General features: G+C 69.3%; 14 protein-coding genes and 1 pseudogene. All 15 read left to right on the top strand.

From position 1 onward, the window contains the following. Positions 1–85: 85 nt before the first annotated feature. Positions 86–283 (top strand): helix-turn-helix domain-containing protein, encoded by a 198-nt coding sequence (locus tag NQZ70_RS08105; protein WP_129573704.1) that lies wholly within the window; start codon positions 86–88, stop codon positions 281–283. After that, the gene (locus NQZ70_RS08100; RefSeq protein WP_129573703.1) at positions 280–984 is read left to right on the top strand and encodes a hypothetical protein; all 705 of its coding nucleotides are present in this window, start codon (positions 280–282) and stop codon (positions 982–984) included. The genes NQZ70_RS08105 and NQZ70_RS08100 overlap by 4 nt, the downstream gene beginning before the upstream one ends. Beyond that, on the top strand, positions 984–5,246 hold the full coding sequence (locus NQZ70_RS08095) for a protein kinase domain-containing protein (protein ID WP_129573702.1): 4,263 nt from the start codon (positions 984–986) through the stop codon (positions 5,244–5,246). The genes NQZ70_RS08100 and NQZ70_RS08095 overlap by 1 nt, the downstream gene beginning before the upstream one ends. Then, complete coding sequence (locus tag NQZ70_RS08090) at positions 5,243–6,412, top strand: AAA family ATPase (protein WP_129573701.1); 1,170 nt, start codon at positions 5,243–5,245, stop codon at positions 6,410–6,412. Before NQZ70_RS08095 ends, NQZ70_RS08090 begins: the two co-directional genes overlap by 4 nt. After that, positions 6,406–7,032, top strand: a complete 627-nt coding sequence (locus tag NQZ70_RS08085) for a DUF4276 family protein (protein ID WP_129573700.1) — start codon at positions 6,406–6,408, stop codon at positions 7,030–7,032. The genes NQZ70_RS08090 and NQZ70_RS08085 overlap by 7 nt, the downstream gene beginning before the upstream one ends. Beyond that, positions 7,029–10,868, top strand: a complete 3,840-nt coding sequence (gene pglX, locus NQZ70_RS08080; protein WP_165373839.1) for a BREX-2 system adenine-specific DNA-methyltransferase PglX — start codon at positions 7,029–7,031, stop codon at positions 10,866–10,868. Before NQZ70_RS08085 ends, pglX begins: the two co-directional genes overlap by 4 nt. Further along, positions 10,865–12,034: an ATP-binding protein gene (locus NQZ70_RS08075; protein ID WP_129573698.1), complete on the top strand. Its 1,170-nt coding sequence runs from the start codon at positions 10,865–10,867 to the stop codon at positions 12,032–12,034. The genes pglX and NQZ70_RS08075 overlap by 4 nt, the downstream gene beginning before the upstream one ends. Further along, positions 11,964–12,581 carry a hypothetical protein gene (locus tag NQZ70_RS08070; protein ID WP_129573697.1) on the top strand — a complete coding sequence of 206 codons (618 nt, stop codon included), beginning with the start codon at positions 11,964–11,966 and terminating at the stop codon, positions 12,579–12,581. Before NQZ70_RS08075 ends, NQZ70_RS08070 begins: the two co-directional genes overlap by 71 nt. After that, positions 12,578–13,177, top strand: coding sequence for a hypothetical protein (locus tag NQZ70_RS08065; protein WP_129573696.1), 600 nt, complete (start codon positions 12,578–12,580; stop codon positions 13,175–13,177). Before NQZ70_RS08070 ends, NQZ70_RS08065 begins: the two co-directional genes overlap by 4 nt. Then, positions 13,174–16,875: a hypothetical protein gene (locus NQZ70_RS08060; protein ID WP_129573695.1), complete on the top strand. Its 3,702-nt coding sequence runs from the start codon at positions 13,174–13,176 to the stop codon at positions 16,873–16,875. The genes NQZ70_RS08065 and NQZ70_RS08060 overlap by 4 nt, the downstream gene beginning before the upstream one ends. Next, positions 16,872–19,646 (top strand): BREX-2 system phosphatase PglZ, encoded by a 2,775-nt coding sequence (gene pglZ / locus NQZ70_RS08055; protein WP_129573694.1) that lies wholly within the window; start codon positions 16,872–16,874, stop codon positions 19,644–19,646. Before NQZ70_RS08060 ends, pglZ begins: the two co-directional genes overlap by 4 nt. Continuing rightward, a complete protein-coding gene (gene brxD, locus NQZ70_RS08050) occupies positions 19,643–20,956 on the top strand; it encodes a BREX system ATP-binding protein BrxD (protein ID WP_129573693.1) in 1,314 nt (437 codons plus the stop codon). Before pglZ ends, brxD begins: the two co-directional genes overlap by 4 nt. Then, positions 20,953–23,091: a DEAD/DEAH box helicase gene (locus NQZ70_RS08045; protein WP_129573692.1), complete on the top strand. Its 2,139-nt coding sequence runs from the start codon at positions 20,953–20,955 to the stop codon at positions 23,089–23,091. The genes brxD and NQZ70_RS08045 overlap by 4 nt, the downstream gene beginning before the upstream one ends. Further along, positions 23,088–26,084 (top strand): RNA-directed DNA polymerase, encoded by a 2,997-nt coding sequence (locus tag NQZ70_RS08040; protein WP_129573691.1) that lies wholly within the window; start codon positions 23,088–23,090, stop codon positions 26,082–26,084. The genes NQZ70_RS08045 and NQZ70_RS08040 overlap by 4 nt, the downstream gene beginning before the upstream one ends. Continuing rightward, positions 26,081–26,384, top strand: a pseudogene (locus tag NQZ70_RS53285) (hydroxyacid dehydrogenase); the annotation flags it as partial. The gene NQZ70_RS08040 and the pseudogene NQZ70_RS53285, both read left to right, overlap by 4 nt.

Genomic DNA, 26,384 nt, shown 5'->3' with positions numbered 1-26,384 from the left:
TCGCGTCCGTTGCGACCCCATACGTGCCTGGTGTACGTCTGGCAGAGGCTGGCGACCCCTGCCAACTGCTGCGGAGCTTCGCTCGATGACGGATGAAATCCTCACTCTGCCTGAAGTCGCACAACTGCTGAAGGTCGCGGAGAAGACCGTCTGCACGATGACCCAGAAGGGGGAGCCGCCAGCGTTCAAGGTAGGAGGGCAGTGGCGCTTCCGCCGCATGGCCTTGGACGCCTGGATCGACGCGAAGACCCGCCGCGCCGCTGGCGAGGTGGAGTCGACGTGACGAGCCCCCTGACCCCACAGGATCGCTCCGCCTTCTACGGCGCTGCGGCGCTCGGCCTTCGCGCGCTCGACGCCCGCGAGACCACGCCGCGCCGCTTCGGCGCCGATGCCGAGGCGCGCTGGACGCAGTTCGCCGGAGCGCTCGGCGCGGGCGACCGCATCGACATCCTGCTGCGCGACGCCGCCGGGACGTGGGGCGCCGCGTTCTCCCCCTCGGAGTGCTTCGGCTTCTTCGGCGTCGCCGACGACGAGCCGTTCGGGCCCGACTGGGGCGGCATCGACGACAACGCCGCGAAGCGATTGCTGGCCGAGCCCGATGCTCCGGCGACGCTCGAGCACATCGCCTACGGGCTCGGCGTGAAGGCGGCGGGGGTTCCCGTTCCGCCGATCACGCCGTCGACAAAGCTCGTCGTCGCGGGCGGCACGGCGATCATCTCGGTCGCCAAGGCGTTCGCCGAGAACCGCGCGCTCTCGTGGACCGATCAGGTCGTTGTCGTCGCCGACAAGGCGGCGTGGCGCCAGCTCGCGGGACTTGCCGCCGTGCTCGTCGGCGCGCGCGGCCGCACCGTCCTCGTGCGCCCGAGCGAAGGCGCGGACACCGCCCTGCGCGCCGCGGGCTTCGCACACCTCGACGCGGCGGTCGTCTCGCCCGACGCCGAGCCTGAAGCCGCCGAGCTCGCGCGGAAGGTTGGGGGTAGATAATGGCGCTCTCCGAGGGACGCATCCATCGCGGTCGCGCGACGCCGTACCCGTGGGAGCGGCAGGCGCTCGACCTCGTCTACAAGCACGCGTCCCTCTCGGACACCGACCCGCACCAGGCGTGGGAGCTGCACGAGCTCTACGACCCGTCGTCGGGTCGCCTCTACGAGATCGATTTGCTCTTCCTCTCGCGCCAGGGTCTGTTCCTCGTCGAGATCAAGAGCCACCCCGGCGTGCTCACCGGCGACATCGTCGACTGGACGATCACGGAGGACGGTCGGCGGCGCACGATCGAGTGCCCGTATCCCGGCGCGAACCACAAGGCGAGGGTGCTCGGCGCTCTGCTCGAGCGGCAGCTCGGGGACGAGCGCCCCTACGTCCACGCGGCGGTCTTCCTCTCCAACGTCACCGAGGTTCGCCTCGACGGCGGTCGGCCACCGTGGCTGCTGCTCCCCGGCGACGTGGGCAGCAAGCTCGTGAACGGGCTCGATGGACGCGACGCGCCGCGTATCGTGAACCGCCCGATGATGAAGCAGCTCCTCCAGGCTGCGCACAAGATCGGCCTGCGCCCGAGCACCACGGCGCGCGTGGTGGGCGGCTATCAGCTCGGCGAGCTGCTCGACGAGGGCGATGGCTACCAGGAGCACCTCGCGAAAAACGCGGCTGTCGAGCGCGATCAGGCGCGCGTCCGCAGCTACCTCGTGCCCGCCGCCACGTCGGCCGAGCGGCGCGCGCAGCTTCACCGCGCCGCCCGTCGCGAGGCACGGACGCTCGCGCAGATCGGCCAGCACCCGGGCATCCTCACGTATCGCTCGTTCATCGACGACGGGCCGCTCGGACCGGCGGTGCTCTTCGAGGCCTTCGAGGACTCGCTGCCGCTGCACTCCTTCCTCCGCCAGGAGCCGAACCTCACCTTCGACGAGCGGCTCGGGCTCCTGCAGCAGATCGTCGAGGCGGTCGCGCACTGCCACCGCGCGGGTGTTTTGCACCGCAACCTGTCGCCCGCGTCCGTGCTCGTCCGGCGCGCCAGCGACACCCGCGTCCACGTGCGCCTCCATCGTTTCCAGACCGCCGCGTGGATCGAGCACTCGAGCGTCGGCACGCGCCACTTCCACGACCTGTCGCAAGCCGTCGATCGCCTCTACCAGGCGCCCGAGGTCCTCGCCGACCCTGAGAAGGCCACCTACGAGAGCGACGTGTTCTCGGTGGGTTGCCTCGCGTGGCTCGTGCTCACCGGGCAGCACCCGGCCACGACGCTCCCCGAGCGAGAACAACGTATCCAGGGCGTGAAGGACGGCGAAGGCGGCCTGCGCCCGTCGGCGGTTCGTGCCGACCTCGCGATCCTCGACGAGGCCATCGCGTTCGCGACGCAGCCGAACCTCCACGCGCGCGCCGACGATATCTCCGACTGGTTCAACACCTTCGTCCTCGAAGCGCTCACGCGCCCGACCGTCGACATCAGCGCCGGCGCCGACCCGCGCGAAGCGCAGAAGGGCGACACGCTCCAGGGCGGGCTCCGCGTCGAGCGGCGTCTCGGCTCCGGCGGCACGGCGCTCGTGCTGCACGTGCGCCGGGAGGGGCGTGACTTCGCGCTCAAGGTCCCGCACGACGCGGGCTGCGGCGAGCGCCTGCTCTCCGAGGCGAAGACGCTCCGCGACCTGCGCCACGAGCACATCGTCGCGCTGCGCGACGTCGTCACGCTGGGCGGGCTCCCGTGCTTGCTCCTCGAGTTCGCGGGCGACCGGAGCCTGGGCGACGTGCTGCGCGAGCAGGGGACGCTGCCGCTCGAGCTCGCGCGCCGGTACGGCGACGACCTGCTCTCCGCGGTCCAGTACCTCGAAGAGGCCGGCGTCACCCACCGCGACATCAAGCCGACCAACGTCGGCTTCACGAGCCTGTCGAAGAAGCAGAGCCACCTGCTCTTGCTCGACTTCTCGCTCTCGTCGGCCGACGCCACCGCCATCACGGCGGGCACGGCCGAGTGGCGCGATCCGTGGCTCTACCTGCGCGGCGCGTGGGACGCCGAAGCCGACCGCTATGCCGCCGCCGCCGTCCTCTATTACGCGCTCACCGGCGCTCGGCCCACGCTCCCGCAGGGCGACGCGACCGCCGAGGTCGTGGTCGAGGCCGAGCGCTTCGACGCGGCCGTCCGCGATCGGCTGACCGCGTTCTTTCGCAAGGCCTTCGCCCGCGATTCGAAGGCCCGCTTCGCGAGCGCGGAAGTCATGCGCCAGGCGTGGGTCCAGGCGCTCTCCGCTCCGGCAGAAACGGACGACGGTGCCTCGGCCATCGCGCTCGACCAGGTTCGCCCCGAGACGCCGGTCGACGCGCTTCCGCTGTCGGCCCACGCGCGCAACGCGCTGGATCGCGCGGGCGTGTCGACGGTCGCCGAGCTGCTGCTCCTGCCGCGCAACCAGCTCTCCGTCGTGCGCGGTGTCGGCACCCACGTCGCCCGCGAGATCATCCGGTGCGCCGATGAGCTCCGGCCGCGCTTCGCGGTCGAGAGCGGGCCGGTCCTGGTGCCTGGCTTCGCGCGCCCGCGATTGGTCCTCGATGAGCCCGAAGCCGGACTCGACGCCAGCACGGTGGACCGTCTGGTCGCCGCGGGCCTCAAGACCACGGTCGACGCTGCGCTCGCGCCGTCGGTGCGCGTCGAGAAGCTCCTCGGGAAAGCGCGCGCCGAGGCGCTGCGTGACCGGCTCGTCGCCATCGCCGCCGCCGAGCCCACGCCGGGCTCGCTGGGTGACTGGTCGCGAGAGCTCATCGGACGCGCCAGCGCCAACGAGGCGAACCGTCGTCTTCGCGTGCTGGTGGGTCTCGACCCGCTCCCCGACGAGCGCCCCGACACGGGCCTACCGGCGGCGCGCACCGTGAGCGAGGTCGCAGGGGCCTTCGGCATCGAGCCGGCGCAAATCCACTCGAGCCTTCAATTTTTACGCAACAAGCGGTGGGCCGACAACGCGGCGGCGAGCGCGCTCGCGCAGAGCATCTCGTCCGCGCTCGACGCGGCCTCTCCCGCGACGCCCTTCATGGATCTCGCGACGGCGCTGGCCAGGGCGCGCACCGACGGCGCGCCGACCGACGACGACGTGCGCACCGCCGCCGCGCTCGTGCGCGTGGCCCTCGAGCTGCGCCCGAACCCGCCCGCCGTGTGGCGGCGCATCGGCGGCACGCCCTGGGTGGCGCGCGATCCCGAGGTGCTCGACGCGCTCGCCGCGCTCGCCGTGGCCGCCGACCACCTCGCCGTGACCGAGCCGCTTCCCTCCTCCGAGGCCGTGCGCAGCAAGCTCGCCGAGGTCGCCCTGGGCACGCCGCTGGCCACGCTGCCGGCGGACCAGCGCCTCACGCTCGCCGCGCGCGCCAGCACGAACGCCGCCGCTTCGGCGCGCCTCGAGCTCTACCCGCGCGGCATGGACGCGGCGCGCGCGCTCGCCCTCAGCCTCGCCGCGCTGTCGGGCGCGGGCCTCACGCCCGACGTGGTGAAGAAGCGCATCGCCGCGCGCTACCCCGAGGCAGCGCCGCTTCCCGACCGTCCAGCGCTCGATGCGCTCCTTGCGCCGCATGGGCTCGTGTTCCTGGCGGACGTCGGCGCGGGCGAGTACGCGCGCCCTGGGCAGCACGCGCACACGTCGATGACCGTCTCGCTGCCCTCGCGAAAGCCCACCGCACCGGGCCTTCCGCAGCGCCGCAGCCCCGAGGCCCAGCGCGCGGCGGCCTTCCAGGACCAGCTCGATCGCGGCGTCGCGGCGGGCCGGTTCCGCGTGGTGCAGGTGCGCGCCGACCTCGCGAGCCCCGCGACCGACGCGCTGGCCACCGCGCTGAAGACGCAGGCGATCTCGTTCGACCACGCGCTCACGGACGCCGCTCGACGGACGGCCGAGGATCTCGGCGTCGAGTGGACGAACGTCCAGGCCGCCGATCGCCAGGGCCCAGGTGGTCCCGACTGGCCGCTGCTCGTCGAGCTGGTGCGCCGGGCGACGGATCGCGTCGTGGACGAGCTCCTCTCGCGCCGCGAGCAAACGCTGGTGGTCGCGTGGCCCGGCGCGCTCGCGCGCTACGGCCTCGCCGGCGCGCTCCAGCGCATCGTCGACGGCGCCGAGCGCGGTGACGCGCCCGCGATCCTCCTCGTGGTGCCGTCGCACGCCGACGGCATCGCCCCCTCCATCAACGGCCGGCTGCCCGTTCCCGCGCCGCTGCCGAGCCAGCGGCTCGTCATGCCCGATGCGTGGCTGGCGAACGCCCACAGGGCCGAGAGTTCCCCATGATCGAAGAGATTACTCTCACCGACTTCCTCTCGTTCGGACCTGGTGCTCACACGCTGAAGCTGCAATCCCTCAACGTGCTGATCGGCCCCAACGGGTCCGGCAAGTCGAACCTGATCGAGGCATTCTCGGTGCTGCGCGCGGTTCCGAAGGACTTGCCGCTGCCGATCCGCCAGGGCGGCGGCGTCGACGAGTGGATCTGGCGTGGAGGTGCTCACGAGCACGCTGACTCCGCGGCCATCGAGATCATCTTCGTGCCCAAGGAGATCGCGTCCAGGGCAGTTCGGTACCGTGTCGCGTTCGGGAGCGAGGGAGGAAGCTTCGTCGTGCTCGACGAGCGTATCGAGAATCGCGACGGGTCGCCCAAGCCCTACTTCTACTTCGGCTACGAGAACGGACGCCCCATGCTGAACAGCGCGAAGACGAAGACGAAGCCGCGCGCCCTCGAGCGGGCCGACATCGACCGTACGCAGTCGATCTTGTCGCAGCGCCGCGATCCCGAGATCTATCCGGAGGTCGCGGCGACGGGAGATCGGCTCAAGCAGATCCTCATCTATCGAGCCTGGAGCTTCGGACCGCAGAGCGCGATTCGTGCGGCGTGCGGCGCCGACGTGCAGACCGACCGGCTCCTGGAGGACTTCTCGAACCTGCCTGCCCGGCTGGCTGTCCTGAAGCGCACCCCTGCGACGAAGAAGCGACTGCTGGAGTTGCTCTCGGAGGTGGCTCCCGGCTTCACCGACGTGGAGGTCATCCCCGAGGGCGGACAGCTCCGGCTTTACCTCACCGAGGGTGAGCGCAACGTGCCTGCGCACCGGCTGTCGGACGGGACGCTGCGGTTCCTGTCGCTGCTGGCGATCCTCATCGATCCTGGCCCCGCGCGCCTGGTCCTCATCGAGGAGCCGGAGCTCGGCCTCCACCCCGACGTGCTGCCGGCGCTGCGTGACCTGCTCGTCGAGGCGAGCTCTCGCTTCCAGCTCGTCGTCACCACGCATTCCACGCAGCTCGTCGACGCGATGACGGAGCACGCCGCCGCGGTCGTCGTCTGTGAAAAGGACGGGAGCACCTCGAAGATGACTCGCCTCGACGCTGACCAGATCGCGCGTTGGAAGGAGTTCGGCTCGCTCGGTCCGCTCTGGCTTTCCGGGCGCATCGGAGGGACGCGATGGTGAAAAGCAGCCATTCCACGCCGCGGCGCGCTCGCGAGCTTTACGTCGAAGGCGGCGGCGACAGGAACCCGAGCCTCGCGAGCGAGTGCAGGAGGGCCTTCAGCAAGCTCTTCGAGCGCGCGGGCGTCACGCAGAGGCCAAGGGTCATCGCGTGTGGCGGCCGCGGGCTCGCCTACAAGCAGTTCTGTGACGCGCACGCGTCGTCGGAGGCCGACACCTGGCTGCTCGTCGACGCGGAGGAAGTCCCGAAGGCGCAGTCGCCGTGGGACCACGTGAAGGCACGAACGGGCGATGGCTGGGATCGCCCAGCCAACGCGAGCGACGACCAGCTCCACCTGATGACCGTCTGCATGGAGACGTGGCTCGCCGCCGACGTTGCTGCGATGAAGGACGTCTTCGGGCCGAAGCTGGATGACAGCAAGCTCCCGGCGCTCGATCGGCTCGAGAACATGGACAAGAAAGCGATTTACGAGGCGCTCGCAGCGGCCGCCAAGCCCACGAAGGCCGGTGCGTACGCCAAGGGCTCGCATTCCTTCAAGGTACTTGAGAGGGTCTCACCCGAAGCGATCCGCAAGCTGTCGTGGGGCAAGCGCTTCCTCGACGCGATGGGAGCGACGAAGTGACCGCGCCGACCGGTTTGCCGAAGCTGCTGCAGCCCGCGCTCAAGGCGCTCGAGAAGGACCTCCTTGCGCGCGCGAAGACCGAGCGCGTCGAGGCCGGCCTGAAGAAGGCGTGGGAGGACGAGCAGAAGGCCGGACAGACGGGCCTGGGCTTCGACCCCTGGCGGCGCGAGCGCGTGACCCAGCTCGCGGTCGCGTGGATCTTGTCGGTCGTCTTCGTGCGCACGCTCGAAGATCGCGGCTACGTCGATCCGCGCGTGGCGGGCGTCTCGGCCGACGCGCTGCGCGCCGCCGAGGACCGCGAGGCGCTCTTCCTCCAGGTCGCGCCGTTCCTCGGGCCGCGCGAGTACCTGCTGGCGGTGTTCCGCGAGCTCTCGAAGCTGCCGGGTGCGCGCGACGTGTTCGACACGAAGCACAACCCGGTGTGGGTGCTCTCGCCGTCGAGCGAGGGCGCCCGGGCGCTGCTCGACTTCTTCCGCAAGCGCGACGCGAGCGGTGCGCCCGCGCTGGTGTTCGCGGGCGGGGACACGCGCTTCCTCGGCGATCTGTACCAGGACCTCTCCGAGGCGGTGCGCAAGCGCTACGCGCTCCTGCAGACGCCGGAGTTCGTCGAGGAGTTCATCCTCGACCAGACGCTCGATCCGGCCATCGCGGAGTTCGGGCTGAAGGAAGTGACCCTCATCGACCCGACCTGCGGCTCGGGCCACTTCCTCCTGGGCGCGTTCCGGCGGCTCCTCGGTCGCTGGCAGAAGGAGGCGCCGACCGAGGACATCGCGGACCTCGCGCGCCGCGCGCTCGACCAGGTCTACGGCGTCGACATCAACCCCTACGCGGTCGCCATCGCCCGCTTCCGACTCGTGCTCGCGCTGCTCGACGCGGTGGGCATCAAGCGGCTCAAGCGCGCGCCCGACATCAAGCCGAACGTCGTCGTGGCCGATAGCCTGCTGCATCGCTTCGACCAGCGCGTGCTCAGCGTCGGGCAGATGTCGATGGACGACGACCTGCGCTGGGGCGACAGGCTGTTCCGCTTGGAGAACCGCGGCGAAGTCGAGCGTGTGCTGACCAAGCGGTTTCATGCTGTCGTTGGCAATCCGCCGTACATCACAGAGAAGGACGCGTCGAAGCGCAAGAAGTACCGCGACATGTACAAGAGCGCCGCGGGCAAATACGCGCTTTCCGCGCCATTTACGGAGCGCTTCTTCGACCTCGGTGTTGCAAGCGGCTACGTCGGACTCATCAACAGCAACGCCTGGGCGAAGCGCGACTTCGGCAAGACGCTTATCGAGAAGGTCCTTCCGCGTCTCGACGTGCAGAAGGTCATCGACACGTCGGGTTGCTACCTGCCAGGCCACGGCACGCCGACGCTGCTGCTCTTCGGGCGCAATCGTTCTGAGAGCGATGCGCCCGCAATCGCAGTCCTCGGAAAGCGTGGCGAGCAGCAAGTTCCGGCTGACCCGTCGAACGCACCGGTGTGGTCGGAGCTTGCCCGCCACCACGACGAGGTAGGGTTCGAAGGTCTCCACGTATCCGTCGAGCGATTGCCCCGCTCGGATCTGCGGCGGCAGCCGTGGATTCTCGCGGGTGGTGGTGCGCGGAGTCTCTACGCACTGCTGCATACCTCCGGTGCGCAATCGCTCGAGAAGCTCACAAGCGACCTGGGCTACGCGTCCTTTCCAGGGATGAACGACGCCTTCATAGTTCCGCTCCACACGGGGCGAAACATCCGTATCCCGGAGGCGTATCTCCGCGACTTCGCCGTTGGTGAATCCGTTCGCGATTGGCGTTTTCATCCTGGTTCCGTTGCGCTGGCACCGTACGACGATGCACATGCACTCGTGGGGCTTCCGCAGCTTGGTGAAGCGCACCGCCACTTCTGGTCGTTCCGAACCACCATCCTCTCGACGACGGACTTTGGTGGTGCGACCAGAGCCGACGGCGGAGAGCCGCACTGGGCTTGGTACCGTTGGCAACCGACCCGCTATTCGGCGGCGATGCGACTTTCACTGCCCTATGTTTCTACGCACAACCACTTTGCATTGGATCGCGGCGGCATCGTATTCAACCAACACGCGCCAGTCCTCATCATGCGGAATGAGTACGGCGAAGCTGACTACCAGACCCTCCTCGGCTACCTGAACTCCTCGACCGTCGCATTCTGGTGCCGCCTCGTGATGTTCCCGAAGGGGGGTGACCAGGTTGGCGAAGGCGCGCGGCTCTCGAAGACGCCGTGGCAGGACCGCCTCGAGTACGCCGGCAACCTGCTCCAACAGCTTCCGGTGCCGAAGCTCGACCACCTGCGCGCGAAGTTCCTCGATCTCGTCGTTGCGGCCGAAGAGACCGTCCGGCAAATCGCCGAGCAGGCGCCCGGGAAGGTCGTCGCGGCAACTCTCGCATCGACACCCACGCTAACCGCATTGCGCGGCACGCGCACCAGGAGCCTCACCGAGCGCGCGCGGCTGCGCGGAATCCTCGTCTCGCTCCAGGAAGAGATGGACTGGCGCGTCTACGGAGTCTTCGGTCTGCCGACGGTCGAGGCGCCATCGGTCAACGCCGTCCGCGTTCCTGTCGAGCCGAGCCACCGCCCATTTGAAGTGCGCCTAGCGCGCGAGGTCGCGACCGACATCTCGGCCTTCGAGTGGTTCCGCGTGCACAAGCGCGAGGCACCGAAGGACGTCGGCGGCCCGCTCGCCGATCTCTATCGCCAACGCTTGCGCCTGCTCGATGATCCCGAACATGGCAAACAACTGCGTCTGCTCGAGACGCCCGAGACGAAGCGCCGCTGGTCGCCGCCCGACGACGCCAAGGCGTTCTCGGATGCCGTGCGCACCTGGCTCCTCGAACGCATCGAGGCGTCGTTCCGCGAGCAGTCGCAGCCCGAGCTGCGCACCGCGCGCCAGCTCGCCCTGGAGCTCGGGCGCGATCCGGCCGTCACCGCGGCCCACGAGCTGCTCACCGAGGCGAGCGGCCTCGACCTCGTGAGGCTCGTCTCCGATCTCGTCGACGCCGAGGGCGTGCCCTTCCTCGCCGGCTACCGCTACGCCGAGACCGGCATGGAGAAGCGCGCGAACTGGGAGGAGACCTGGCGCCTGCAGCGCCTCGAAGACGAGGGCAAGCTCGCCCCCGAGCTGAAACGCTTGAACCTCAAGGCCATCCCGCCGCCCGACAAGTACGCTCCCAAGGACTTCCTGCGCCACCACTGGGGCCTGCGCGGCAAGCTCGACGTGCCGAAGGAGCGCTTCGTCACCGTACCCGGCGGCAACACCGACGAGGACGCGACGCCGCTCGTCGGCTGGGCGGGCTGGGACCACCTCCAGACCGCGCAGGCGCTCTCCGGCCTCTACCAGCGCCGCAAGACCGAGGACGGCTGGCAGAAGAACCGTCTCGTCCCGCTGCTCGCCGGGATCGCCGAGCGCGTGCCCTGGCTGCTCCAGTGGCACAACGAACCGAACGACGCCTTCGGCGGGATGAAGCTCGGCGAGTTCTTCCGCGATTTCGTCGTCGGGGAAGCGCACACGCTGGGCATCGCGGTGGACTTCACCAAGCCGACCGACGACCTGCGCAGGTGGACGCCGCCCGCCGCGCCGAAGCGCACGACCGTCGACCCGAACGAAGTGCTCGCCGCGCTCCAGAGCTGGAAGCCCGAAGTCGAAGAGGACGAGGACGACGACGGCGAGGACGCCGAGCTCCCGGAGGGACCGACGGACGTCGAGCTTGCGAGCGCCGTGGGGGTCACCAAGGCGCTTGTCGCCAAGGCGCTGAAGAAGCTCATTGCCGACGGGCTGGTGGAGAAGCTCTCCGGGCGCCCTGCTCGGTACGTGGCCACTGGAGACCAAGCATGACGTCCATCGACTGGAAAGCCCTGAAGCCGCACGTCCCGCTCCCGCCGGGCGCCGCCGAGTATGTCGAGATGACGGGCTCGGCGGGCGACAAGATCGCCCAGTGGATCCTGGCCGATCGCTCGCCGCTGCTCGTCGGCGGCCCCGCGGGTGTGGGCAAAAGCACCGAGCTGGCGCGCGCCGCCGAGCTGCTCCAGCCGGACCGCGTCGCGTGCCTGGTGCAGCTCGATCGCTTCGAGAACATGCGCCGCCTCACGCCCGATCGAATGCGCCTGCGGATCGCCCAGAAGGTCGGCTACCTCGCGCAGAACGTGCTTCACCTGCCGCTGTCGGCCAGCCTGACGAACGCGCTCGACAAGGTAAACGCGGAGCTGCGGGGAGAGAGCGTCACGCACGAAGCCACGCCGAGCGTGCTCCTGAACGTCGCGCTCACCGAGATCCTGCGGGTCTCCAAGCAGGGGCGCTTGACCCTGCTCATCGACGGGCTGGAGAAGGTCCCGCAAGGGCCCGAGAGCCTGGATCTGTTCGCGGCGCTCGCTTCGATTCACGATGAGGTCGAGCTTGTCGTCGTCATCCCGTGGCACGCGGCGTTCGGGCCGCAGGCCGAGACGGTGATCCGGACGGGCGAGCGGTTCATCGCGGTTCGCGCGCTCGACGTCGAGGGCGATGCAGGCGAGCCGGGCCGCGAGGTTCTCCGGAAGATCCTGCTCCAGCGCCTGCGCTGGCCGGAGGAGGAGTTCAACCCGGACGCCGTCGTCGGCACCGTGGGGGCCAGCCTCGACCAGGCGCGCGCGCGCGTCGCCGCGAGGCGCAACCTCGTGAACGACGCGATTCGCTGGAGTGGAGGCCTGCCTCGCGTATTCCTGCAGCTCCTGGCCGATGCAGGCTCCTACGCGAAGCTCCGGCGCTCCGACCCGTGGCCGATCGTCGAGGACCTGAACGACGCGTGCGCCGACCAGGTCGACAGCTTCCGCCGGCTCTTGTTGCCAGGAGACGTCAACGCGATCCGCGGTGCGGCGGGGACGATCGGGAGCGAGCTCGACCTGGACCGCAAGATTCGCCTGATGGCCCACGGCATCCTTCTCGAGCGCGTGCGCGATGGCGCTCCCGTCCTCGCTGTGCACCCGCTCGCGCAGGCGGCCTTCGACGCGGGAAGTGCGCATGCGTAACGCCATCCAGTCGATGCTCAACGCTATCGACCGTGAGGCTGGGGGTGTCGCCGTCGTCCGGTGTCCCGACTTCGGCCTGCGCGACTGGCTCGTCGAGCAAATGAAGAGCCTCGTTCCCGACGAGGCACACGTCCTGCGGGTGTCCGACGTCGAGGCTGCGCTCGCAGCGCCGGCGCGTTTGGTCCTGCTGATCCCGACGGACGAACGGGAAGCGGTGCTCGACCTCGACGCGAATCGAGATCGCATGCTCCAGGAGCCTGCGCGCTCCCAGCCGATCGTCCTGTTCCTGCTCAGAGGTGGCGACGGAGAGCGAGCGCTCGCGAACGAGGCGCCTGGCCTGCGGAGCTGGGTCAGCGGCAGCGACGCTGATCCCGAGGCGCTCGCCGAGATCGACGTGGCCAAGGAGCGCGCTGAGTTCGAGGCCAGGCACGGCGTGACGCCGGAAGCGTGGCTCACGCGGTGGCGCGCTGGGGCGATACCCCAAACGGGCGCCAACTTCCGTGCGGCCTACGACGCGATGTTGCTCGAACGCAGGGAGGGACCGTGAAGTCCTGGGTCGACCTCTATCGGGCGCAGCGAGATGTCCGGAGCCTCAGTTCGAGCACATGGACCGATGAGATTCGCAAGCGCCTGATTGCACTTTCCAAGGCGGGACACTGCGATACTTCCGTAAAGGGGCGCTTCACCTACAAGCATAACGGCAGTCTCTTGGAATGGTCGATCCGAGACGGGAGCTCGACTGCTCCGTTACCGCTCCAAAAGATTCCTGACCTCACCTCGGCGGAGCTTTCGCTGATGGCGCTCGCGGACCGAAGCAACCACCTTCACCAGTTCACCGTCATGGTCGAGGGGAAGCGAGCTGACGGTTCGGCGTGGGCGCTCGCGGTCCATTTCGAAGACGATCGCGTCACCGAGAAGAACCCGGGAGGCGATCGCAAGGGAACTGGCGCGTGCGGTCATGCGGCCTTCCATTGCCACGTCGGCCCTGGTCTCGATGTGGCGCCGAAAGTCCGCGTGCCGCTGCCCGCAGTAGGCCCCGTCGAGGCGCTCGACTGGGTGCTCTCGCAGCTCGTGCCGACGTCCAGATTCGAACCCGCGCCGTGGGCCCAGGTCCAGGCCGCCCTGAAGAAGGCTTCCGCATGACGACACGCATCCACGATCTGCTCGACCTGCCCGAGGCCGTACGCAAGGGCGACTTCGTCCAGGACCTCACCGGCGGTATCGCTCAGCCCGAGCGCACGGTGAAGGACTACGCGATCACGCCGAAGATCGTGCAGACCTTCGAGCACGCGCTATCGATCATCGGAAGCGCGCTGCGCGACGGGCGCAGCCAGGCGGCGTACCTCCATGGGTCGTTCGGCGCGGGCAAGAGCCACTTCATGGCGGTGCTCGACCTGATGCTCGCCGACCACCCTGCGCCGTGGAGCCGTGGCGAGCTGCACGCGCTGCGCAGCAAGAACGAGTGGCTCGGCAAGAAGAAGCTCCTCCAGCTCCCGATCCACATGCTCGGCGCGCAGGACATGGAGTCGAAGATCCTGGGCTCCTACGTCGCGTGGGTGGCCAGGAACCACCCCGACGCGCCGACGCCCGCCGTCTATGCCGACCAGGGCCTGTTCGACGACGCGCGCCGCCTGCGCGCCACGCTCGGTGACGACACGTTCTTCGGCAAGCTGAACGGAGGCGTTCAGCAAGCGGCGAGCGGCTGGGGCAAGCTCGCCGAGACGCGCAACTGGAATGCCGCGTCCTTCGAGGCGGCGGCCTCCGCGACCTACATCGGCGAGGGCGACCGGGACGCCCAGAGCCCGCGCGCCAAGCTGTTCAGCGATCTGGTGCGGACCTTCTTCACGTCGTGGACCGCGCAGCAGGATCGCTTCGTTGACCTGGACACCGGGCTTGGCGTCATGAGTCGTCATGCGAAGTCGCTCGGCTTCGACGCCATCGTGCTCTACCTCGACGAGCTGGTGCTGTGGCTCGCGGGCAACTCGAGCGATCTGCCCTTCGTCGGCCGCGAGGTGCAGAAGATGGTGAAGCTCAAGGAGGCGCAGGACGCCGACCGCGCCATCCCCATCGTGAGCTTCATCGCACGCCAGCGAGATCTGTCGCAGTTCCTCGGCGAGCAGGCGCAGGGAGCGGTGCGGAGCGAGCTGTCGCGCAACCTCTCGCACCACGACGGACGCTTCGAGACCGTCACGCTCGCCGACTCGAACCTCCCGGCCATCGTCGCCCACCGCGTCGTGCGCCCGAAGGACGAATCCGCAGCGCAGCGCCTCGCCGACGACTTCGCCAAAACGTGGCGCGCTGCCGGGCAGGCGCAGAGTGTGCTCATCGGCAGCGAGGGTGACGAGGCCGACTTCAAGAAGGTCTACCCGTTCTCGCCCGCGCTCGTCGAAGCGCTCGTCGCGCTCTCGGATTGCCTGCAGCGCGAGCGCACCGCGATCCGCATCCTGATGGAGCTGCTCGTCAACCACCTGCCGGACCTCGAGCTCGGTCGCGTGGTGCCCGTGGGAGACGCGTTCGACGCCCTCGCCGAGAGCGAAGACCCGATTGACGACCCGGTGATGAAGGCGCGCTTCGATCGCGCGCGCGACCTCTATCGCGAGAGCTTCCTGCCCATCATCCGGCGGCAGCACAACACGGACAACCCGGCCGCGTGCCAGCGCCTGCGGGAGGACCACGACCGTCGCCTCGGCTGCAGCGGCTGCCAGCAGCGCATGTGCCGCAACGACAACCGGCTCGCCAAGACGCTGCTGATGGCGGCGCTCGTGCCCGAGGCCAGGCCGTTCAAGGGGCTGACGGTGAAGCGGCTCGCGCACCTGAACCACGGCACCATCGCGTCGCCCATCCCCGGCGCCGAGATGCAGGTGGTCGCGCAGCGGCTTCGCGACTGGGCGAGCCAGATCGGCGCGCTCCGTCTCGGAGAGCAGGCCGATCCCGAGGTGGGCATCCACCTCGCGGGCGTCGATCTCCAGCCGATCCTCGCGCAGGCCGCCGAGGCCGACACGCCCGGCGCGCGCAAGAACGCGATGCGGCGCCTCCTGTTCCAGGCGCTCGAGCTCGACAGCGAGGGCACCGTGGTCGAGGCCGAGCTGCCCTTCCATGGCACGCGCCGCAAGGGCCGCATCCGCTACGGCAACGTCCGCGAGATGGACGACACGACGCTGACCTGTCCCCGCGAGTACGAGTGGCAGGTCATCGTCGACTATCCCTTCGACGAGCGCGGCCACGGTCCCGACGAGGACCTGCGCACCGTCGAGCGCTACCGCGACACGCGCCCCGCCGACGCGCCGCCGAACCCCACGGTGGTGTGGCTGCCGACGTTCTTCTCGCACGCGCTCGAGCGCGAGCTCGGCGAGCTGGTCGTCCTCGAACACATCCTCGACGGCGACGCGCGCAAGTACCTCGGGCATCTGCGCGTCGAGGATCAGTCGACGGTCCGCGCCGACCTCGCGAGCCTGCGCGCGCAGAAAGAGGCGCTGGTGAAGCGCACGCTGGCGCAGGCCTACGGCCTCGCGATGGCGAACGACAGCGCGTTCCTCGACCGGTCGCGCACGGTGGACGAGCACTTCATCCCCCTGCTCGGTGATCTCGATATCCGCGCGGTCCTCGCCGGCACGATGAAGGACGGATTTCGCCAGGTCGTCGACACGGTGCTGTCGAAGAAGTACCCGCACCATCCTCGCTTCGATGGGCCGGTGTCGGCGACGCGCATGGAGAAGGTCGGCGCGCTCGTCGAGAAGCTGCTGGACGAGCGCGACCGCCGCATGAACGTCGACAAGGGCGAGCGCAACGACCTGCGTGCCTATGCCGATCCGCTCGGCATCACCGAGACGGGCGACGTCGCGGTGCTGCTGCGTGAGCGGCCCTTCCAGGACATCGACCAGCAGCGCCAGCAGGCCGGCGTCGACACGCCGACCGCGGGCAACGTGCGCGGCTGGCTCGATCCACAGCGGACACGAGGCCTGCCCGCGGAGGTGCAGGACGCGCTGATATCGCTCTACACTTCTTGGAGCGGTCGCACCTTCCGGCGTAACGGTAAGAGCTACGCGATGCCACGGCCCGGCCAGCTCCCGGACGACGTCGAGCTCCTCCGCCCCGAGCTGCCGACGCTGGCCGAGTGGACGGAAGCGCTGAACCGCGCGGGTGGCCTGTTCGGTGTGGCGATCGGTGGTCGTTCGCTCAGCGCACGCAACCTCTCGGCCTTCGCCGACAAGGTGAAGGAGAAGCTGAACGAGGTACGGGACGCCGGCGACCTTCCCGCCGCGCTCGAGCCGAAGGTGCGCGACTGGGCCGAGCCCGAAGCGGCGCCCCGGCTGGTCACGGCGCGGGCATCTGCGGCGCTGCTCACGCAGCTCGCGCGCGGCGACGGCGCCTCCATCGTGCGCGACCTCGCGAGCTTCACGCCGAAGACGTCGATCGCCGCGATGGACCGGAACTTCAAGACCGCCGCTGCCAACAAGCACCTCCTCGAGGAGGACGCGCGCTGGATCCTGTTCCGGCAGGTGAAGGGGCTCCTCGGCGACGCCGAGCGCGGCGAGCGTGCGAGGTCGCTCCTCGCGGACCTCGCCGCGCTGCTCACCGCTGACGAGGTCAACAAGATGCTCGCCGACGGCCTGAGCGGCCTGACCCGCCGCGCAGACGAGCTGCTGCGTGTGCCGACGAAGCCCGAGCCGCCGAAGCCGCCGGCGGGTGAAATGGTCGTGCTCGAAGCCTCGAACGACCTCGCCTCTGCCAAGGCGGCGGCGAAGGCGCTGCGTGAGCTGGCTGAGCGCCTCGAAGCGGAAGGGCGGGACGCCTCACGCATCGAGATCCGCATCAGGGCGTGGAAGCGGAGGCCGGAATGACCGAGTCGCCGCTCCTCTCGGAGGCCGACGTTCGCTTGGAGGTGGAGCGGCTGTTCCGGCGCGACCATCGCTCGAAGCTGCTCGCGCTCTTCGGTCGAGGGCAGCCCGGGCGCTTCGAGCTCGATGGTCTCGAGTGGGACATCATTCCGACGGCATGCGAGCTGGAGCTTCGCGCGAAGCTGCCAGCCCCGGGCGAACAGCGTGCGACCGGGAGCGTGTACCTGGTCGACTGGGCCGAGGACGCACTGCCGCTCGATGTCTCGTGTCGGCTCGCGGGCGGGCGCATCTATCACGTCGCGCGCGACGCTCGGCTCGCCGCCCTGTTCGGCGCGCGCCAGATCGATCCGGGCCTGTCGTCGACAGCGCTCGCGCGGCTCGTGCTCTCGGGGAGCGTCGAGGGGCTCCGCAAGATCACCGGGCTTCGGCTCACGCGCAGCGACCTCTGGAAGCGCGTGCTCGAAGCGCGCTTCGGGATCCCCGAGGGCGCGCTCGAGACAGCGGCTGCGTGGCTGCGCTGGGTGCGCAGCTCCGACGCGGGCCCAGCGTTCGTCAAGGCGTGTGAGGGCGACGACCTCCTGCGGGCAGTGCGCCGCGAGCTGCTCGACTGGCTCGAAGAGCGGCTTCCCGCCGTCGGCGTGCTCGGCTTCCGTGCGTGGGAACTCGGCCTCATCGACCGCGCGCTGCAGGCGCTCTTGCTCCTCGCGGCCGTCGAGCAGAGCGAGGACGCCTACCTGCGTGGGCTCGTGAACGGACAGATCGCGAGCATCGCGCCCGGGCTCGCCAAGGAGGTCCGTGCGGCGCATGCCGGCGGCGCCGCGCAGGCGCTGCTCGAAGCGGTGCTGTCCGTCGAGGACGCCGGCGATCGGCGGCTGCTCGACGAGGCGGAAGCACACGCGGTGAACGGTGGCGCCTCCGCGCTCGCCACGGCCAGCGACTGGCTGCCGGCTGGCCACGCCGCGCGCGAGGCCGCCGTCGCAACCGCGCTGACCAGGTTCGTCGATGCGCCCAGCCCCGAGGCGCTCGAAGCGTTGCTCGCAGCCTTCGATCGCCTGAGCGCGCACCGTCTGGACGGCGCGATCCGTCGCTCGGAGCACGTCGAGGCGCGGAAGATGGCGGCGCGCCTCTCGGCGTGGCTCCTCGCGCGCCGGGTCCGCCCGCAGCTCGCCGAGCACGGTACCCCGTACCAGGCGGCGGTCGACCTCGCGCGCCGCTACGCCGAGGAGGGCGGCTTCCTCGACTGGGGTCGCCAGAGCCTTCGAGGCATGCGCGGCGCGGGTGACGCGCTCATGGCGGCCGTGCGTCGCCTGAACGAGGCGGTCGACGAGGTCGCGCGGGCCGACGATCAGCGCTTCGCCAAGGCGTACGTGGCGTGGGTCGATGCCGGGAAGCCCTCGAACGAGGTGCTGCCCATCGAGCACGTCACGAAGCGCGTCGTCGCGCAGTTCCTCAAGGGCGGCGAGCACCGGCGACTGCTCCTCGTGCTGATGGACGGCATGAGCTACGCGGCGGCGGTGCAGGTGCTCCAGCGCCTGCGCGACCAGCGCCGCTGGAACCCGATCGCGTGGCGCACGCCCGGCTGGAACGGGCTGCTCCCGATCCCGCCCGTGCTGGCGGCGGCGCCCACGCTGACCGAGGTGAGCCGCGCTGCGCTCTTCGCGGGCGTGGCCGACCCCCGCTTCGGCGACCAGGGCACCGACAAGGACGACGCGCGCTGGGCGTCGAACCCTCACGTACGGGAGCTGGTCGGCGACGAGCCGCTCAAGGTGTTCTTCCGCCGCGACATTCACGCCGGGCACGAGCTCATCGACGAGGTGAAGCAGGCCGTGGCCGGGGACCAGCGCGTCGTCGCCGTCGTCGTGAACGCCATCGACGAACAGCTCAAGGGCAGCCTCCAGGTGGCCGTCGACTATAGCAAGACGCCGATCCTCCCGCTCGAGGCGCTGCTGAGCGCGGCGGACGGCGCAGAGCGCGCCGTGCTGCTCGTGGCGGACCACGGGCACGCCCCGGGCGACGCGATGCGCGTCGCGAGCGGCCGCATCCCGGCGGGCCGCGAGGGCGGCCCCCGTTGGCGCGCGCTGGCCCAGGGCGAGCAGCCGCAGGACGGCGAAGTGCTCCTCCCTCGGACCTCGTGGAAGCCGCGCGGAGCGGCAGGCATCGCCGCGCTCTGGGACACGGCCCTCGCGAACCGCGCGCCGCACTACGGCGAGCACGGTGGGCTGTCGCTCGCCGAGGCGGTCGCCCCCGCATTCCTCATCGGCCCCGAGTGGCTCGATCGCGTCGCGGGCGAGGACGTAGAGCTCTCGTGCCGCGTCCTGCCGGAGCCTGATTGGTGGGCACTCAAGATCGCGCGGCCCGCAGCCCCGCCCGTGGCGGTGGAGGAGCCCAAGGCACCCGCGAAGGCGCAGCTCCAGCTCCTCCCCGTCGAGCCCGCCAAGACGCCCACAGCGCGACCTCCCGCGCCCACGGAGCCCGCGCTCGTGGCGCGCCTGCGCGTATCCAAGCTCTTCACGCAGCAGGTCGCCGGCGTCCCGAAGCCCGACGTCGAGCGCGTGCTCACCTGGCTCGCCGTGCTCGTCGAGTCGGGCGGCAGCCTGACCGCCGCCGACTTCGCACGGCTGTGCGGTGTGCGGCCCCACCAGGTCGGCGGTGTCGTCGCGCGCATGGGGGTCCTGAACGCTGACGGTTTCGCCATCGTCGAACACGACGTGGCAGGCCGCCGAGTCGTTCTGCACAAGGCGAGGCTGCTCTCGCAGTACGGAGTGACGGAATGAGCAAGCCCAGCGTGCTGCTCCGCAAAGACGTCATCGAGGCGCTGCGTCGAGGAACGGTGCCACGGCGCGGTCTCGACCTGTTCGCGGTGGGAACGGACCGATTCGAGGTCTCCTTGAAGGAGGAGCTGGAGCGCTGCGCTACGGGCGGCGCCGTATTCAAGGCGCTGCGCGGCGACTTCGGTTGCGGCAAGAGCTTCACCGCGCGCTGGTACCAGCAACAGGCGCTGGCGCGAGGCTTTGCCGTCGCCGAGGTGCAGGTCTCCGAGAGCGACACGCCGCTGCATCGCCTCGAGACGGTCTACCGCCGAGCGACGGAAGGACTGCGCACGGCCGAGTGGGACACAGGCGCGTTCCGCGCGATCACCTCGCAGTGGCTGATGGGCCTTGAAGAAGAGGTCTCGCGCACGCTTGGCGATCCCGACGACTTGAAGGCGCTGGCCGACGGTGTCGGCAACCTGCTCGAGGCGCGCCTGAAGGACGTGAGCGCAGTGCAGCCGCAGTACGCGGCGGTGCTGCGCGCCTATCACGCCGCCGAGGTGGCCGAGGACCACGCACTCGCCGAGGGACTCATCGCGTGGCTGATGGGTCAGCCCAACGTCAGCGCGGACATCAAGAAGCGGGCGGGCATCAAGGGCGAAATCGATCACACCGGCGCGCTTGGCTTCTTGCGTGGACTGCTCGCGGTCTTGCAGCAGTGCGGGCGACCGGGTCTGCTGCTGGTCCTCGACGAGGTCGAGACCATCCAGCGCGTTCGCTCCGACAGCCGCGACAAGAGCCTCGAAGCGATCCGCAAGCTGATCGACGATCTGTACGGCAGTCGCTTCGCGGGGCTCTACATCCTCATCACCGGCACGCCCGCCTTCTTCGACGGGCCGAACGGCGTGAAGCGCCTGCCGCCGCTCGCGCAGCGTCTACACGTCGACTTCTCGGGCGACCCGAAGTGGGACAACCCGCGCGATGTGCAGGTGCGCCTCTTCCCGTTCGACCGGGAGCGGCTCATCGAAGTCGGACGCCGGGTGCGGGACCTGTACCCGACGGACCACCCCGAGCGAATGAAGGCGCGCGTCACCGACGCGGTGCTGAGCGGGCTCGCCAACGAAGTGGCGGGGAAGCTCGGCGGCAAGGTTGGCGTGGCCCCGCGCATCTTCTTGCGGAAGCTCGTCGCGACCATCCTGGATCGCGTCGACCTGTTCCCCGACTTCGACCCGGCCAAGGATCTTGACATCCGCATCGAGGCCGAGGAGCTCACGCTCGAAGAGCAGGCCGCAGCCGTCGGCAAGAAACCCGACGACATCGAGATCGATCTGTGACGACGCGCCCGGACGCCATTGACCGCCTGAGCCCCGCCGTTCGCTACCAGATCGCGAATGGGCTGGGGTGGAGCGGTCTGCGTCCGGTGCAGGCGCTCTCGACCGAGGCAATCCTCGACGGAGCCAACTGCGTTGTGCTCGCGCCCACCGCTGGTGGCAAGACCGAGGCGGCGTTCTTGCCGCTCCTCTCGAAGATGGACGTCGAGGACTGGCGCGGCGTTTCGGTGCTCTATATCGCGCCGATCCGCGCGCTCCTCAACAACCAGGAGGCGCGGCTCTCGAAGCTCACGGGGCTCATTGGAAGGCGCGCCGGCAAGTGGCACGGGGACGTGAAGGAGCCCGCGCGCAAGCGCCTCGTCGGCGACCCACCCGACGTGGTGTCCATCACGCCCGAGTCGCTCGAAGCGATGCTGCTCTCGACGCGTACGCCCGCGCGACGCTTCCTCGCGCACGTGCGCGCCGTCGTCATCGACGAGGTACACGCCTTCGCGGGAGACGATCGCGGCGCTCACCTCGTGTCGCTCCTCGAGCGCATATCGCGCATCGCGGAGACCGACATCCAGCGCATCGGCCTGTCGGCGACCGTCGGCGATCCCGAGATCATCGTCACGTGGCTCAGCGGCAGCAGCATGCGGCCCCAGCGCGTCGTCGACCCAGGCGGTGCGCGTAAGCCGCCGGAGCTGGTCCTGGACTTCGTCGGCACGCTCGACAACGCGGCGCTGCTCATCGACCGCCTGTACCCGGGCACGCGGCGCCTGGTGTTCGTCGACAGCCGCAGGCGCGTCGAGGAGCTCGGTCATCGCCTCTCGCAGCGCGGGGTCGACGTCTACCTCTCGCACTCGTCGCTCGCGCTTTCGGAGCGAACGGCCGCCGAGAAGGCATTCGAGGAGGGCACCAACTGCGTCATCGTCGCGACGAGCGCGCTGGAGCTGGGCATCGACGTCGGCGACCTCGATCACGTGATTCAGATCGACGCGCCGACCAGCGTTTCGTCCTTCCTGCAGCGCATGGGGCGTACGGGCCGACGCGCGGGTTCGACCGCCAACTGCACCTTCCTCGCAACCGATCACGACGCGCTCCTGCGCGCCGCCGCCATCATCGATCTGTTCAGAAACGGCTACGTCGAGCCCGCAAGGCCCTCGGCGTGGACGCCCCACGTGCTCGCGCACCAGGCCATTGCGCTCTCGATGCAGGAGCAGGGCTCGGCGTCGCACGGCTGGTGGAGCTGGCTCGAGGGCTGCGCGGCCTACCGCGACGTCTCCGCGCAGGAGCGCGAGAGCATCGTTCGCCACATGGTCGACAACGACATCCTCGTCAAGGCCGACGCACGGCTCGCGCTCGGCGCACGAGGCGAGCGGCTCTATGGCGCGCGGAACTTCCTGGAGCTCTACGCGGTGTTCTCGACACCCCGCGTACTGCGCGTGATGCACGGCCAGACGGAGGTCGGAGTCGTGGACGCCTCGTTCCTCCAGGACAAGGAGCGCCAGAGCCCGAACTTCGTCCTTGCCGGGCGCCCATGGCGGATTGTCGGTGTCGACTGGAGGGGCGGCACATGTTCCGTCGAGCCCGCAGAGGCGGGCGGTTACCCGCGCTGGTTCGGCCTGCCCGTGAGCCTCGATCGCTCGCTCTGCCAGGCCATGCGCCGCGTCCTCGCGAGCAAGGGCACCGACCCCTCCTGGTCCAAGCGCGCGGTCACGCAGCTCGAGCAGCAGCGCGAGTCCCACGCATTCCTCGAGGACAGCTCGCTGCCCCTCCAAGAGGATCCCGACGGCCGCTGCCGCTGGTGGACCTTCGGCGGCGGCGCCGGCAACCGCGTCCTCGCAGGGCTCCTCGAGCTTGAGCTCGGCGAGCGCGTCTCGCCCGGCAACACGTCCATCACGTTCTCGAACGGCGCCGCCGAGAGCGCGGTCGGCATCCACCAGGCCATCGACGCACTCGCCGCGCGCAAGCTCATGTGGGAGGACGCCGCGCGCCTCGTCGACTCGAACCAGCGCTCGCGCGTCTCGAAGTTCCAGCCCTGTCTCCCGCCCGACATCGAGCGCGGCCTCATCGCCCGCGAGACGATGAACGTCGACGACGCCAACGCGACGCTGGCGCAGTGGAAGCGCTCGGGTGACGAGGGAGCTCAGCGGTGACGAGGCCGTCTACCAATCCGACCATCGCCGATCTGTACCTCGCGTTCCGCCAGGCGAAGACCGCGCTATATTTCGAGAAGCGTGGCGTTGGTCTCCTTGAACTCGCCGCGTACGAGCAGAAGCTCCCCGACAACCTGAAGGCGCTGAAGGGCAAGGTCGCCAACGGCAAGTGGTTCGACAAGGTCGAGCTCGGCGAGACGTGGATCGTCCCCAAGCGCCTCCGCGCGACAGACGAGGAGGACGATGGTGTCGTTCGAATCGGCGCTCCCAAGCACGCCGCGTCCGGGCGGGCCGTCGACATTCAGCTTCGCCTGAGCCCGCATCCTGACTTTGCGACCGTCGAGGTGCTCTACCTCTGGCGCTTCGGTGGCCTCCTCGACGCGCTGCTCTCGAAGGAGGAGGTGCTCGGCTACCGGCTCGATCTTCGGAACCAGCAGGTCGTCCCGCATCGACGCTGGCTCTTCGAGTACTGGCCCAAGCAGTACCAAGCGTTCCGCACCGCACCGCTCGAGGCTGCAAAGACCGCGCTCAAGGAGGGAGCGCAGACGCTGATCATCAGCGGCGACCTCGCGAGCTTCTACGACACGGTCGATCCGTCGTTCATGCTCAGCAAGACGCTCCTGGCCGAGTTGCTGAAGCATGGGACGTCGCAAGCCGACGTCGACGAGTACAAGCGGGCCACTGCGTCGTTGCTGCGGGCGTATGGGCGGTTCCAGAAGGTGGCATCGAGTCGAGCGGCGCTACCAATCAAGGTCGGCGTGCCGATCGGGGCGCTAACGAGTCGGGTCGTCGCGAACCTCTCGCTGGCCCCGCTGGATCGGCATGTCGCTGCGCAGCCCGGCATCCTCTGCTACCGCAGGTACGTCGACGACTTGGTGATCGTCGCGCACGCCCCTGAAGGCGGCCAAGGGCTCGTTGACACGATGCGACGGTTCTTTCCGTTGCTCCAGGGCGACGACGCGGTGTTGCGGTTGAACGTCAACGCGCTGGGCCGCAAGGGGTCAGAATTCCAACTGCAGAAGGCGAAGATCCGCGTCCATCACCTCGCGGGCGTTCCGGGCACCGACTTCGTGGAGGCAGTCGCGTCGGACTTCGCGAAGGCAGTGAGCGAGCGTCGCGCGTTCGTCGACTCGTCTACGCTCGTCGGGGATGGTGTGAGCCACCTTATCCGCGCTGGTGAGGCCGAAGGTTCGCCCCTTCGCGTTCTGCGTGAGGCCGACCGCGCGCGGCTCGAACGCTTCGCACTCTCGACGAGCCTGCAGTCGTTGAAGCGCGTGTCGAGTCTCATCGGGCACGACGAAGCTCGCAAGCTGGTGAGGGACAGCCTCGAACGCATCGGGCGCGTGCTCGATGCCGAGGACAACTGGGTAGCGGATCTCGACGTCTCCCTCCGCCTCCTGAAGCTCGCCATCAGCACGGGCGACTGGGAGTCGGCGAAGGAACTCTTCGCGCGCATGGACCGGGTGTGGGGAACGAGCGACGCGCTTCGGACGGCAACAACGCGGCTCTACTACCGCGACCGGCAGATCAAACCGGGCAAGAAGTCGCCTTGGACGTGGCTGCGCAACTACCTACACGAACGCCGCATCGAGGCGATCAGCTCCGCGCTCCCGATCGGCATGGACGCCGCGCAGATCGCGACGAAGTTCCCGGGCGGGTTGAGGGTCAGGACCAAGGAGGTCAAGGCAACGGTTCTGCGTCGTCGAGCGGAGCAGCTTGCCTCGGCCGATCTGCGCTCGCGTGATCGTGAGGACGACGCCCTCCCGAACGGCCATAAAGTCGACGTCGATCGGGACTGGCTGCGCGGCGAGGTGAAGGCTGACACCGAGCTGTCGGCGCGCTTGGCGACGATCGACGAGTTCGTGCAGAGGTGCGAGGACCTCGGCGACCGTCCCTGGCTCATGCCCGCCGCGCGACTCTTCCTCTGCACACGCCCGCCGTCCTACTTCGACATCGCGCGATCCTGGCTCTACCGCGTTGAGAAGGAGGGCTTTGCCCCGGACGTGTTTGAGCGGCTCTTGGCGATCGTCAACGCCGTGCGCGGCACCGAGTACAGCGACGCGGTTGGGCAGGTCATCAACCCGAGTACCGTGTCGATCGAGTCGTTCTGGGCTGCGGAGCCACCGCCCGGAGCTGCGTCGCCCCTCGACCCACGAATCATTCTGGGCAACCTCTCCGTCAACGAGAAGGCATGGGAGGCAGCAGCAACTCGCACGGGACACGCGCCCTACAACGCACCGGTGCTGACGCTGGATCGCCTTCTACGAGTCGCGGGCATCCTCGACCGGGCGGCGCGCGTAGCACGCGGGCGTGTCTCGGCTGTGCTGGTATTGCCGGAGCTATCGCTGCCTCGTCGTTGGTTTCGAACGGTGTCAAATCACGTCGTGAGACTCGGGCGCTTCGGCTTGGTCACGGGGCTCGAGTACATCCACGACCCGAAGCACGCACACGTCAGCAACCAAGTGTTCGCGGTTCTTCCCGGACCGTTCGCGTCGGCAGCAACGTGGCCGTGGACCAAGCGTCTGCCCGCGCGTGAGGAGGGGCGGCAGCTCGCGAACCTCAAGCCGTCGGTGTCGTTCCCGCCACCGCCGCCGAGCAGCCTCCCGCGCACGGTGGTGAAGTCGGCGTGGGGCTCGCTGTCGGTGCTCATCTGTAGCGAGCTGATCGAAGCTCGGCGTGTCGCTGACCTCCTCGGTCGAGTGGACGTGGTGCTGTGCCCGGCGTGGAACCGCGACACGTCGTCCTACGACCATCTGGTCCAGTCGGTAGGCTTCCAGCTCCACTCGATCATCGCCATCGCGAACAACGGCCACTACTCGGACTGCCGAGCGTGGGCGCCGCGCTCCGAGCGGTGGGAGCGCGACCTCTGCCGACTCATCGAGCGCGACGTTGACGATGTTGTTCATGTTGACATCCCGCTCGCCGAGCTCGTCGCTTTCCACAAGGGCAGCCCCCTGAAGGGATGGCGGCCGCTACCACCGGATTGGCCATGACCGAGAAGACCTCGTCCGACAACACGCGGAAGGGCGGGCTGATCCTCTACCAAACAGAGGACGGGCGCACGCGCATCGAGTGCCGCTTCGAGCGGCGAGACCCTCTGGCTCACGCAGGCGCAGATGGCTGAGCTGTTCCAGAAGGACGTCCGCACGATCAATGAGCACCTCGTGAACATCTACGGCGAGGGAGAGCTGAGCCGGGAGGCAACTACCCGGCGCCACCGGATGGTTCGAATCGAGGGAAATCGCTCGGATTCTCGCGAGATCGAGCACTACAGCCTCGAGGCGATCCTCGCC

Origin of the sequence: Sorangium sp. So ce836, from assembly GCF_028553905.1 — a bacterium.
Taxonomy (GTDB): domain Bacteria; phylum Myxococcota_A; class Polyangia; order Polyangiales; family Polyangiaceae; genus Sorangium; species Sorangium cellulosum_D.
This window is presented reverse-complemented; position numbering and strand designations above follow the sequence as displayed.

Bases quoted from the DNA above. Each gene is read 5' to 3' on its own strand.
- NQZ70_RS08105 (WP_129573704.1), top strand. From the start codon at position 86: ATGACGGATGAAATCCTCACTCTGCCTGAAGTCGCACAACTGCTGAAG.
- NQZ70_RS08095 (WP_129573702.1), top strand. From the start codon at position 984: ATGGCGCTCTCCGAGGGACGCATCCATCGCGGTCGCGCGACGCCGTAC.
- NQZ70_RS08090 (WP_129573701.1), top strand. From the start codon at position 5,243: ATGATCGAAGAGATTACTCTCACCGACTTCCTCTCGTTCGGACCTGGT.
- NQZ70_RS08085 (WP_129573700.1), top strand. From the start codon at position 6,406: ATGGTGAAAAGCAGCCATTCCACGCCGCGGCGCGCTCGCGAGCTTTAC.
- NQZ70_RS08075 (WP_129573698.1), top strand. From the start codon at position 10,865: ATGACGTCCATCGACTGGAAAGCCCTGAAGCCGCACGTCCCGCTCCCG.
- NQZ70_RS08070 (WP_129573697.1), top strand. From the start codon at position 11,964: ATGGCGCTCCCGTCCTCGCTGTGCACCCGCTCGCGCAGGCGGCCTTCG.
- NQZ70_RS08060 (WP_129573695.1), top strand. From the start codon at position 13,174: ATGACGACACGCATCCACGATCTGCTCGACCTGCCCGAGGCCGTACGC.
- pglZ (WP_129573694.1), top strand. From the start codon at position 16,872: ATGACCGAGTCGCCGCTCCTCTCGGAGGCCGACGTTCGCTTGGAGGTG.
- brxD (WP_129573693.1), top strand. From the start codon at position 19,643: ATGAGCAAGCCCAGCGTGCTGCTCCGCAAAGACGTCATCGAGGCGCTG.